The organism is Mammaliicoccus vitulinus, from assembly GCF_029024305.1.
GTDB classification, from domain to species: domain Bacteria; phylum Bacillota; class Bacilli; order Staphylococcales; family Staphylococcaceae; genus Mammaliicoccus; species Mammaliicoccus vitulinus.
In genome coordinates, this window is sequence record NZ_CP118974.1 from 419,838 (window position 1) to 432,584 (window position 12,747).

A 12,747-nucleotide genomic window follows, 5' to 3' on the forward strand; every position below is an offset into this window, starting at 1 on the left:
CCTTAAATAAATTTTAATTTAACTTTATGTATGGCGAATGTAATCATATAAACGAAACAGCAGACTAGTACGATGCAAGCACCACTAGGTAAGTTGTATAGGTAACTTATATACATGCCACAGGCCGCACATATTGCACTAATTGTACTCGCAACAATCATCATCGATTTTAATGATTTAGTTATTAAAAATGCTGTTGAGCTTGGTGTAATCAGCAATGCAACTACTAAAATAATTCCAACTGTTTGCAAGCTGGCCACGGTAACAAGTGCTAATAAAATCATGACAAAATAATGAATCAATTTAACGTTTAAACCACTCATTCTAGCAGCGATTGGATCGAAAGTTGATAAGTGTAGTGGTTTATAAAATATAATGACACAAGCAATGACGATGATACTGACGATGCTTGTTGTGTAAAAGGCATTAGAAGTTACTGCTAAAATATTCCCGAATAATATATGATACAAATCAGTTGAGGAGTTGATTTGGCTTATGATTATAATACCTAGAGAAAAGAATGCAGTAAAAATAATGCCTATCGCAGCATCATTCTTTGTCTTAGAATGTTGTGAAATATATCCTATAAGAAAACTTGTTAGCATACCTGAAACAAGCGCACCAATAAACATTGGGATATTAAATACATAACTGAGTGCAACACCTGGTAGAACAGCATGGCTCATGGCATCACCCATTAATGACAAACCTCTTAATATAATAAGACTTCCTACAACGCCACAGACAATACCTACTATGATAGCTGTAATTAAAGCTCTACTTAAAAAATTATAGTTAATGAGTGATGAGATAAATTCGTTAATCATAATGTAACGCCTTCCTTTAAAAATACTTCTTTAATGTTTTCGTCTGATAAAGCTTCTGAAGCTGAGCCAAAGAACTTGATTGATCGATTGAGGAGGAGGATTCTATCGAAATACGCTTTAGCTTTATGAATATCATGATGAACAATTAGAATCAGTTTACCTTCTGATTTTAATTGTCGTAATATTTGTATCATGATTTCTTCGCTTCTAAAGTCAATACCAACAAAGGGTTCATCAAGACATAACAAATCGCCATCTTTCATTAAAGCTTTAGCTAAGAGAACACGTTGTAATTGCCCGCCGCTTAACTGGTTTAATGTTTTGTCTTTCAAATCAGTTAACTGTAAGTCAGCCAATAGTCGATCTCTTTTTATATAAGCTTCTTTTTTAATAGGTCTAAACCAACCAGAAGTTTGATAGTAGCCAGTTATTAAACTGTCTTTAACGGTAATAGGGAAATCTAAATCAAGTTGGTTTCTTTGTGGAATGTAAGTCAATTGTGTAAGTTGCTGTTTAAGCGGTTTACCATTCCAAAAAGCTTCACCTGTTGCGTTAAATTCACCTAAAATGGATTTAATCAACGAGGATTTACCCGCACCATTTGGTCCCATAATACCTATTAACTCTCCCGAAGATTCAATTGTTAAGTTAACATCATGTAATATGTGCTGTTGACCTATAAATAAATCCATATTTTTGACCTGTAACATGTTATCACCTTTTTCTAAAAATAAGTTTAGGCTAACCTAAACTATAGTTAGATTATATTATAAAATTAGGCAAAGTCAAGAGATAGCTTGTAAAAATAAATCGTGGTACAATAAAAAATATGATAATAAAAGTGAGGTCAGATCAGATGTTGACTGAAGAACAAGAAGATTATTTAAAAGCAATTTTCGGGTTAAATGGAACAACGGATTATGTATCAAATAAAAATTTAGCCCATGATTTAGACATTAAACCGTCATCTGTAAGTGAAATGATGTTACGTTTAAAAAAGGATGATTATGTAGACATTCGTCCATATAAAGGTGTGAAATTAACACAAAAAGGTTTAAATCATACTGCAAATATTATTAAAAGGCATAGACTTATCGAAAGATTTTTAATAGAAGAATTAGAATATTCATGGGATGAAGTGCATGAAGAAGCGGAAATATTAGAGCATCGTGTATCTGATCGTTTTATTGATAAGATAGATAAATTGATGGGATATCCTGATACTTGTCCTCATGGCGGTATCATTCCGAGAGAGAATCAAATTGAAGAACGATATAACACCTCACTAAATGAATTTGAACTAGGGGACGACGTTGAAATTAAACGTGTAATGGACTACGTCAATTTACTAGACTATTTGAGCAATCAAGAATTGCATATTGGAGACATTGTTACAATCAGTAAGAAAGACAGTTTGAATCAAATTATAGAACTGAAGCTCAATAGCAAAACGATTATGATTAGTGAAACAAACGCATCCTACTTATTTGGCATAAAAAAATAACCAATAAAGAATCGGAAACAAACACGATTCTTTATTGGTTTTTTTATGTCCATAAAACATTAAACGTATACATAACAGCATAAACATTAATCACAATCCAAATAAAACTAAAGACTACTGTAGGAATTTTAGTGAGTTGTCTTAATTGACTACCATCCCATTCTTGTCGCGCTCTTGAGAACGTTAATAAGAATATCGTAATGCTAGATTGGGCAACTTCACCTAATAATGTACCTAAACTCAAATGATATATATAAGTCGTAATTTGTCCAAAGTCATGTATGTTCGGAGCTGAAATGACTTCGTATAATGCTACAGCTATAACAACTAAAATGATGCTTGGGATAAATTTCTTAGATGTAAGTATGACATAGAATAAAAACATTAAAAGAAGGATAAGTAAGAATATCGGTCCATATGTATGGTGTTTAAGCCATACGCCTAAAATAAGCATAATAGGTGGCATAATATAACCGAACAATGTCGTTATAAATTGATTTAATCTTGATTTAGAGCCTGTAATAGCATAACCTTGTCTACCGGTTTCTATACGTTCTTTTCTACGCCAGACAACCACTAAATCTTTAGGTTTACCACCAGATAGCTTATTGGCTATAACATGGCCCATCTCATGAATTAAAATAGGGAAATATCCTAAAATGATGTCTATCAAACTTAAAATAGGTTGTTGTCTTCTATGATGAACAAATACATATATTAGAGCGATGATCGTAATCATAACTAATGATAAATGAATGGGTTCTGATAAAAAGTTTGGTAAAAATTGAGTCAAAAATACGTCACCTCATATAAAATAGTTTAATACTATTCTACACTAAAGTGACGTATTTGTTGTCGGGCTTAAGCCTTAATATTATTTTTTATTTTTCTTACGTTTTAATAACCAAGTTAACAATAACAATATCCCTATAACAAGTAAAATTGAAGCCGTCATAATAATCGGTCTATTATCATCGCTTGAGACTTTTTCTTTTGTTTCGTTAAATTTATGCTTGGCAGGAGATTCCACATTGACTGTTGGTGGGCCATAGCTGTCATTTATATATGACCGATTATAATCAATATGAGCTTTACCATCTTCTAGGACAACTTTATAATCAACGCCTTTACGTACAACGTCATAAAGGTCATCTGTTACAAAATATTTTTTGCCGTTAATTTCTTGTTCTCCTTTAGATAGCACTTTTTTCCATTCGTATTCTTTGAATGATTTTTCCATTAAGCTGTTACCCATCATATTTCGTTCTTTTTCACCGCCGACACTATTATAGTCTCCAGCACCGAAAAGAATTTGATTGACTCTTAAACCATCTCTTTTAGTTGAAAGACCATGGTTATAATCTGCGATATCACTCGATCCGGTTTTTAGTCCATCAGTGCCTTTTAATGACATATCAGCACCTTCTAAAGAATGATTGTACGTATAATATGTAACGTAGTGAACAGTTGGTGCTACTAATTTTGTGTACTCTAAAATATCTGGATATTGTTTTACGAGATGTTGTGTTAAGATAGCGAAATCTCGAGAAGTAGAATAATTATCTTCGTCTGTTTGATATCTCTTAGCTTTATATTCTAATAATAAGTTGTTTGATGCACCGTTAGCATTGTAGAATTTTGTATGCTTCATGCCTAATTTTTTGGCAGTTTCGTTCATGTAATCTACAAAATCAGAATCTAAATCTTTCTTTTGTTGTTTAGAAGCAGAATTTTTATTTGGATCTTTATCTTTTTCATCTATTTTTTTAGCAGAAGCTAAATTTTCGGCTTTCATAGTTTCTCTACCTAAAATCATTGCGCCAGCATTGGATGAATTTGAAACTGTAATTTGCATCAATTCAGAAATCGTGTACACATCACCAGGATATAGTTTTGTATTACTTAGTTCAGGTAATGTTGATAGACGATATTCTTCGTCTGTCATTTTAACTTTAGCATTTTTATCTAATTTACCACTGTTGATTGCTTTTTCAGTTAAATATAATGTCATCAATTTAGACATACTCGCAGGATACCATTTGGCATCTATCTTATATTCGTACATAATTTGACCAGTTTCAGAACTGTAGTTGATTGCGCCTTCTGGTTCGTATATTTCTCCGAGTCCATGGCCATCTTCATTGGCAACTTCTGTCGGAGATTTTGGGTTATCAGCAGCATATGCGCTTTGAGTTACTGGAATGCTCAACATAAGTAGTGCAAATAATATTAATAGACTTTTTTTCATTAATAAGACCTCTTTATTTATTTTTAAAATTAACTACACCATTTTAACATATATTATTTAACATACGTATAATAAGAAAACAAATGAATATTAAATTTTTGTGAATTTAGTTTGCTATAATTAGTACGTATATAGCATTATGCTGTAAAATACAAATAGAATCATTATATTAATTAAAGAGGTTGTTAAAATGAAAAATGAAAATCCTCTCCTATATTTACTGAAAAAGGTAGACTGGCCGAAAAAAATGGTTTTTGCGGCAATGTTTCTTTCTATATTAGGAAGTCTTAGTGGATTGCTTGTACCACTATTTACCGGTAAATTAGTAGATACATTTAATGCGGAAAATTTAGATTTACGAATGGTATGGTTATTTATAGGAATATTTTTAGCTAATGCTGTTTTGAGCGGGATTGGTACATATTTATTAAGTAAAATTGGTGAGAAAACAATTTACTCTATTAGAGCAAAGCTTTGGAAACATTTAATCAATTTAAAGATGGGCTTTTTTGATAAGAATGAAAGTGGCCAATTGATGAGTCGTATTACAGACGATACGAACGTAATCAATTTATTCATTTCAGAAAAAGCACCGAGTGTGTTGCCTTCATTACTTACACTTATAGGATCGATTGTAATGTTGTTTATACTTGATTGGCAAATGACGCTCATGACAGTTCTTATTTTGCCAATTTTTATAGGTATTATGATTCCATTAGGAAAGAAAATGGGAAAAATATCTAAGGACACACAAACAGAAATTTCTAAATTTAGCGGGATACTAGGTAGAGTATTAACTGAAATGAAATTAGTGAAAGTCACAACGTCAGAAAAAAATGAATTAGAAAAAACAAAAGTAACATTATTAGGTATATATAACCTAGGTTTAAAAGAAGCGAAAATAAGAGCGATTATTTCACCTTTATCAGGCATCATTATGACACTGACAGTTGCGATTATATTAGGATTTGGTGGGATAAGAGTTTCAAGTGGTGCCATCACAGCAGGAACGTTAGTCGCTATGATTTTCTATGTGGTTCAATTATCAGCACCGATATTGAGCTTTTCTATGTTTATAACAGATTATAAAAAAGCGGTTGGTGCAAGTGAAAGAATTTATGAAATTTATCAAGAAGAAACAGAGAAAGAAGGAAGCGATTCAAATCGCCCAATAACAGATCATCAAGACATTACATTTAAAAACGTATCTTTTGGCTATGATGATACGACCATTATAAAAGATTTATCATTATCTATACATTCAGGAGAAGTAACAGCTTTTGTAGGTCCATCAGGCTCTGGGAAAAGTACATTATTCAGCTTAATAGAAAGATTATATCCAATAGAGCAAGGTGAGATATTGTATGGTAACGAATCTATAGAAGATATATTTTTGAAATATTGGAGACAGAAAATAGGATATGTTATGCAATCTAATGCGATGATGTCAGGAACGATTAGAGATAATCTTACATATGGTATTAATGAAGCGGTAAGCGATGAAACATTGATACATTATACAAAGATGGCACGTTGTTACGATTTCATTATGGAATTTCCACATGGGTTTGATACTGAAATAGGAGAAAGAGGTACTAAATTATCAGGTGGACAAAGGCAAAGGATTGATATAGCGAGAAGCTTCATTAAGAATCCAGATATTTTGTTATTGGATGAAGCAACAGCCAATCTAGATAGTGAAAGTGAATATTATATTCAACAAGCACTGAATGAACTTATGAAAGATAGAACGACAATTGTCATTGCACATAGGTTAGCAACTATTAAGAAAGCAAATCAAATTATCTTCTTAGACAAAGGAGAAATTACTGGTGCAGGTACACATAACGATTTGATACAAAGCCACGATAAATATAGACACTTCGTCAACACACAAAGTTTAACGGAGTAAAAGGTAGAAAATCTAAACTTTATAGAATTAAAATTAAGCATACCGTATATGGTGTGCTTTTTTTATTTATAAAAAGCTAAAAAATTCATCAAACCAATGTAAACGCAATCATGTAGATGAATAAAGAGATTGAAAAAATTCGAAAAACTATACTAAAATTTTACGTGAAGTTTTTCACATAATCTAAGCTAAACCTATTGACCTAGTGAATTGATGGTGTTATATTTACATTGTGAAATAAATCACAAATACAAAAGATGTGCATCTTAAAAAATAAAAAAAGAAAGAAGTTGTTCATTGTGTTATTAAATAATATTAATCCATTAGAAAATGTTACTTTATCTGCAATTGTTGCTAGTATACCGATTATATTATTTCTATTATGTTTAACAGTTTTTAAAATGAAAGGTATTTATGCATCCATCACAACACTGATAGTCACATTATTTATTGGATTTTTTGTATTTGAATTACCGCATACTGTAGCGATTGGTGCTGTAACGGAAGGCTTTTTCCAAGGTGTGCTACCAATTGGCTATATTATTGTAATGGCTGTATGGCTATACAAAGTTTCTAATGGTACTGGCCAGTTCGACATTATTCAAGATAGTATTTCAGGAATATCTCAAGATCAACGCATTCAGTTGCTATTAATTGGTTTTAGTTTTAATGCATTTTTAGAAGGTGTTGCTGGTTTTGGTGTTCCAATTGCAATATGTAGTGTACTTTTAATTCAAATTGGGTTTAAACCGTTACAAGCAGCGATGTTATGTTTAATCGCAAATGGTGCTGCTGGTGCTTTTGGTGCAATTGGTATACCGGTTGGAATTGTTGATAGTTTAGCATTACACGGTAATATTACTGCATTAGAAGTTTCTCAAATATCTATTCTTACACTTCCGATTTTGAATTTCTTTATTCCATTTTTATTGATTATGATTTTAGATGGCTTAAAAGGTGTTAAAGAAATTTTACCGATGATTTTAGTTGTAAGTACAACTTATACAGGCTTGCAGTTAATCATGACTTATTTCCACGGTCCAGAACTCGCTGATATTATTCCGCCATTATTATCAATGGTGGCATTAGCAATATTTTCAAAATATTATCAGCCTAAAAAAATATACAGAGTTACAAATCAAGAAGTTATCCAACCGAAAAAGCATTCTATTAAATCTATTTTATATGCATGGAGCCCATTCTACATTTTAACTATTTTCGTAATGATATGGAGTGCACCATTCTTTAAAGGATTATTTGCTGAAGGTGGTTTACTATCATCATTAGTTTGGAATATTAGTATTCCTGGTACAATGAATGAAATTACAAACAAATTAATTACATTAAAAATAGATGTTTTTAGCGCAACAGGTACAGCGATTTTATTATCTGTCATCATTACAATTTTATTATCTAAACACTTTAAATTTAGTGATGCTTCAAAATTATTAGGATTAACAATTAAAGAATTATGGCTACCGATTTTAACTATTTGTTTTATATTAGCGATTGCTAAAATTATGACTTACGGTGGTTTAACAGGCGCTATGGGTCAAGGCATTGCAAAAGCAGGTCATATATTCCCATTACTTTCTCCAGTATTAGGATGGATTGGTGTATTTATGACAGGATCTGTTGTAAATAACAATACATTGTTTGCGCCAATCCAAGCTACTGTAGCAAGTCAAATAGGCACAAGTGGTCCGTTGCTTGTTGCAGCAAACACTGCAGGTGGCGTAGCAGCAAAACTCATTTCACCTCAATCAATAGCTATCGCAACAGCGGCAGTAGGAGAAGTTGGTAAAGAGTCTGAATTACTTAAAATGACTTTGAAATATAGTATTGGATTTTTAATTTTCATCTGTGTGTGGACATTCATATTAACAATCATTCTATAAATATAAAAAGGGAGAGATTATAATGAAACAATTTAAAGGTAAAAAAGTTGTATTAGTAGGTAACGGTGCAGTTGGCTCAAGTTATGCATTCTCAATGATCAATCAAGGCATTTGTGATGAGTTTGTCATCATAGATTTAGATAAAAAGAAAGTAAATGGAGATGTTATGGATTTAAATCATGGAACAGTTTATGGCCCATCTCCAATAAAAGTTAAAGCAGGGGAATATAAAGATTGTAATGATGCTGACTTAGTAGTAATTTGTGCGGGTGCTGCGCAAAAGCCTGGTGAAACAAGATTAGATTTAGTCGCGAAAAATATGAAAATATTTAAATCTATTGTTGATGAAATTATGCGTTCAGGATTTGATGGTATATTCTTAATCGCAACAAATCCAGTAGACGTACTAACTTATGCAACTATGAAATTTTCAGGATTACCTAAAGAACGTGTTATCGGTTCAGGTACAATTCTTGATACTGCAAGATTTAGATATTTGTTAAGTGAAGAATTTGATGTAGCACCACAAAGTGTACATGCTAATATTATTGGCGAACACGGTGACTCTGAGTTACCAGTATGGTCACATGCAAATATCGCTGGTAAACCATTAAGAAGTATAATAGAGCAAGATGACTCTCGTAAACATAGAGTCGAAGAAATATTTGTTCAAACAAGAGATGCAGCTTATGAAATTATTGAAGCAAAAGGCGCAACGTATTATGGTGTAGCAATGGGCTTAATGCGAATCACGAAAGCAATCCTAAACAACCAAGATGTCGTGCTCACTGTATCAGCATATTTAGAAGGTGAGTATGGACACGAAGGTGTTTACATCGGTGTTCCAGCATTAATTAATAGATCAGGCATTAAAGAAGTCATAGAAATACCATTAGATGAAGAAGAAACTTCATTGTTTAATCACTCAGTTAAAGTGTTGAAAGATATACAAGACCCATTTGAAAAAGAATTTTAAATGTAATATAAGAAAGTGGTAGCTAACGAACTGGCTACCACTTTTTTAATTGAAATTGGTATGTTGAGGCGATTTGATGATTGTGGTAGTATCTATATGTCTGCTGAAAAATAAAAAGGAGGTAAGGTCATGAAAAATAGATTATTACGAGATATGATATTAATACTAGTAGGATCTTTCTTATTTGCTACTGGCGTAAATGCCTTTATTATATCAGCTAATTTAGGTGAAGGTGGCGTAACTGGGGTTTCTTTGATTCTACTTTATGCATTTGATATATCACCTGCATGGTCAACGTTTATACTAAACGCTATTTTAATCGCGGCGGGGTACAAGTTCTTAAGTAAGAGAAGCACGATTTATACAATAATAGCGGTTATCGCAATATCGGTATTTTTAGGTCTGACTGGTTCATGGGTTGTGCATACAAATGAAATATTAATCAACACGATCTTCGGCGGATTTATGGTCGGTTTAGGTATTGGTCTCATTGTATTATCTGGTGGGACAACTGCTGGAACGACGATTCTGGCGAGAATAGCTCATAAATATTTAGATGTTAATACATCATATGCTCTTCTATTCTTTGACCTTATCGTAGTGATGTTTTCACTAACTGTAATGCCTTTAGAAAAAGCATTGCTTACTGTGATTTCATTATATGTTGGTACTAAAGTTATGGACTTTGTCATTGAAGGTTTAAATCCTAAAAAAGCCGTAACAATTATATCCCAAAACCCTGATCAAATTGCTAAAATGATTGATGAGCAAATTGGAAGAGGATGTACGATTTTAAATGGTAGAGGATATTATTCGAAAAAAGATACAGATGTACTATATGTAGTCATCGCTAAAACACAACTATCAAGAACGAAACGAATGATTAGAAAATTTGATGAAAATGCATTTGTGGTCGTGCATGATGTGAGAGATGTACTCGGAAATGGATTCCTAGTAGATGATTAATATAAATTCAAAATAAAAGATCTCTTCATTAGTTAAGCCTAGTGAAGAGATCTTTTTATATTTTAAAATCGTGTGGAATATCATGCTACTGTTTTTTTAGTAAATATCTTGATATGTTTTAAAATCTTACGATTTTGCTTGTGCATGCTTGCCTAGGGGTATGGCTCGAGCCTGTAGTCTCTCACTCATACTACTCCCCCGGGCGTCAGCACTTTGCAAAATCGTGGAGAATAATCATTTCTATAATATTTTTTCGTTTTTTCTTTTAAGTACATGCTGTATGTTGCAAGACTCACCAAACAAGTGTTAATGTCATTATAAAAATGTACATTATTGATTGTTTATATGTGTACATTTTTATATTATCATTTCCATTAATCCAAGACATAGCCTAAGTCGTGAGTTAAGTGCTGCGTTAATCCAAGACATTGTCCAAGTCGTGAGTTAAGTATGAAGTTAATCCAAGACTGTACTGAACCCAAAAAGTTGAACTTTTTTAGTATGATATTTTAAAGGTTTGTTTCCTGAATTTTTTAGGAGATAAGCCTTTTAATTTTGATTTGATTCTTTCATTATTATAAAAATGAATATAACGATGTATAGCTTGTTCTAGTTGCTGAAAATCTTCGAATTCTTGACCATAATACATCTCTTGTTTAAGTAGTCCGAAAAAGTTTTCCATAACTGAGTTATCTAAACAATTACCTTTTCTAGACATACTTTGAAATACTTTATTTGCTTTTAATAATTTAGTGTATTGCGAATGTTGATAATGCCAACCTTGATCTGAGTGTATCGTTAAACGATAGCTTAAATCTGGACGCATAGCTATCATTTCTTTTAGTGGATTGATGACAATCTCTAACGAAGGACGTTTTGAAATTTCAAAACTAATAATCTCCGAACTATATAAGTCCATAAAAGGAGATAAATATAATTTTTGGCCATTCTTCAACTTGAATTCTGTAATATCTGTCACTATTTTTTGAAAAGGGACATGTGTTTTAAATCTACGATTTATTATATTTTTAGCGACCTTACCAACTTTACCTTTGAATGATCGAAATTTACGCCCTCTATGCGTAAATTTCGAACAAGATAACCCTAATTCTTTCATTAATCTTCTTACTTTTTTATGATTTACTTTGATACCTCTATTACTTAAATCTTGTGTAACTCTTCGATAACCATAGGTATAATTAGATTCCTTACATATTTCTTTTATTACTTTAATCAGTTCATCATCTTTATTAGGTTTATTGAACTGATTTATCCAATAATAATATACAGATTTAGCTAATTTAGCGACTTTGAATAAAATACTCAATTTTATATTAAGTGTTTCGTGTAGTTCCGTAATGATCTTTACTATTTCTGATTTTTGCTTCCGTATATGTCGGTCAAGGCTTGTAACTTTTTTTGATAAGCAATACCTGCCTTTAACGTTTCAACTTCATTGCGAAGTCTTTCGAGTTCTTCACGTTCATTTTCATTTAGAGATGAATTTTTATTATCAGTTTCCGAATATTTTTTATCCATATTGATAGACCGTCCCTTTTGTTTATTAGCTAGATCAAGACGACACTTTTCATCAAATTGATGTTGCCAATTGGCAACCATTATAGGATTAATAATCTTAAAATGATTAGCTGTTTCTCGATAAGACAACATATTTTCTTGTCTAAATTTTATAACAGATAATTTAAATTCGCTAGTATAAACAGTGTTTCTTCTTTTTTCTTGTAAGCCATCTTCTCCAAACTCTTTATATTGATTGACCCATATTTGAATGACAGATGAACTGGAAATGTCATGTTTTAAGGTAAGTGCTTTATAACCTGATTGACCATCTAAGTACTCTTTTACTAATTTTAATTTAAAGTTAAAATCATATTTTTTTCTCATAAATAATGCACCCCTATAAGCTAGATTTGAGGTTCAACTTTTGGGGTGCACATCAGACATAGCCGAAGTCGTGAGTTAAGTCTGACGTTAATCCAAGACATAGCCGAAGTCGTGAGTTAAGTCTGACGTTAATCCAAGACATAGCCGAAGTCGTGAGTTAAGTCCAAAGTTAATCCAAGACATTGCTCAAGTCGTGAGTTAAGTCTGAAGTTAATCCAAGACATAGCCGAAGTCGTGAGTTAAGTCCAAAGTTAATCCAAGACATTGCTCAAGTCGTGAGTTAAGTCCAAAGTTAATCCAAGACATTTTTGTACATTCTTAAACAATCAAAAGTGTACATTATTAAATGGTCATTTCCAATTTATAAAATGATTTGCTAATATTCGGCATTTTTTAGCGCTGACTCCTGCGGGAACAGCATGATTCGAAGACTACACGCTGAGAACATGCCCGCGGAAAGCATGCGCATAAAAAATGCCGCCAAACTCTAAGACTTTGGCGATACTCTGAA

11 protein-coding genes are annotated in these 12,747 nt (G+C 32.1%); 5 read left to right on the forward strand and 6 right to left on the reverse strand.

Annotation, left to right across the window (positions count from 1 at the left end; genetic code table 11):
- Window positions 1-2: 2 nt before the first annotated feature.
- Window positions 3-824, reverse strand: coding sequence for a metal ABC transporter permease (locus PYW35_RS01950; protein WP_026023260.1), 822 nt, complete (start codon window positions 822-824; stop codon window positions 3-5).
- On the reverse strand, window positions 824-1,537 hold the full coding sequence (locus tag PYW35_RS01955; RefSeq protein ID WP_016912497.1) for a metal ABC transporter ATP-binding protein: 714 nt from the start codon (window positions 1,535-1,537) through the stop codon (window positions 824-826). Before PYW35_RS01955 ends, PYW35_RS01950 begins: the two co-directional genes overlap by 1 nt.
- A gap of 146 nt (window positions 1,538-1,683) precedes the next feature.
- Here PYW35_RS01955 and PYW35_RS01960 point away from each other — a divergent pair, with 146 nt between their 5' ends.
- Window positions 1,684-2,331, forward strand: a complete 648-nt coding sequence (locus PYW35_RS01960; RefSeq protein WP_016912496.1) for a metal-dependent transcriptional regulator — start codon at window positions 1,684-1,686, stop codon at window positions 2,329-2,331.
- A 43-nt stretch (window positions 2,332-2,374) separates the two neighbouring features.
- Here the strand turns inward: PYW35_RS01960 and PYW35_RS01965 are convergent, their stop codons facing one another.
- Window positions 2,375-3,124 (reverse strand): M50 family metallopeptidase, encoded by a 750-nt coding sequence (locus PYW35_RS01965; RefSeq protein ID WP_103322638.1) that lies wholly within the window; start codon window positions 3,122-3,124, stop codon window positions 2,375-2,377.
- 81 nt (window positions 3,125-3,205) lie between these two features.
- The gene (gene pbp4, locus PYW35_RS01970) at window positions 3,206-4,579 is read right to left on the reverse strand and encodes a penicillin-binding protein PBP4 (RefSeq protein ID WP_103322637.1); all 1,374 of its coding nucleotides are present in this window, start codon (window positions 4,577-4,579) and stop codon (window positions 3,206-3,208) included.
- A gap of 190 nt (window positions 4,580-4,769) precedes the next feature.
- Here pbp4 and PYW35_RS01975 point away from each other — a divergent pair, with 190 nt between their 5' ends.
- The 4 genes from PYW35_RS01975 (at window position 4,770) to PYW35_RS01990 (ending at window position 10,331) form a co-directional block, all read left to right on the forward strand.
- Entirely contained in the window at window positions 4,770-6,491 is a 1,722-nt protein-coding gene (locus tag PYW35_RS01975; RefSeq protein WP_103322636.1) for an ABC transporter ATP-binding protein, read from the forward strand.
- Window positions 6,492-6,790: 299 nt separating this feature from the next.
- A complete protein-coding gene (locus tag PYW35_RS01980; RefSeq protein WP_103322635.1) occupies window positions 6,791-8,389 on the forward strand; it encodes an L-lactate permease in 1,599 nt (532 codons plus the stop codon).
- A gap of 22 nt (window positions 8,390-8,411) precedes the next feature.
- The gene (locus tag PYW35_RS01985) at window positions 8,412-9,365 is read left to right on the forward strand and encodes an L-lactate dehydrogenase (RefSeq protein ID WP_016912491.1); all 954 of its coding nucleotides are present in this window, start codon (window positions 8,412-8,414) and stop codon (window positions 9,363-9,365) included.
- Between the two features lie 129 nt (window positions 9,366-9,494).
- Window positions 9,495-10,331, forward strand: a complete 837-nt coding sequence (locus PYW35_RS01990) for a YitT family protein (protein WP_016912490.1) — start codon at window positions 9,495-9,497, stop codon at window positions 10,329-10,331.
- Window positions 10,332-10,827: 496 nt separating this feature from the next.
- Here PYW35_RS01990 and PYW35_RS01995 read toward each other — a convergent pair whose 3' ends face one another.
- A complete protein-coding gene (locus PYW35_RS01995) occupies window positions 10,828-11,724 on the reverse strand; it encodes an IS3 family transposase (RefSeq protein WP_204107880.1) in 897 nt (298 codons plus the stop codon).
- On the reverse strand, window positions 11,700-12,236 hold the full coding sequence (locus PYW35_RS02000) for a helix-turn-helix domain-containing protein (protein WP_103323507.1): 537 nt from the start codon (window positions 12,234-12,236) through the stop codon (window positions 11,700-11,702). The genes PYW35_RS01995 and PYW35_RS02000 overlap by 25 nt, the downstream gene beginning before the upstream one ends.
- Between the last annotated feature and the right edge of the window lie 511 nt (window positions 12,237-12,747).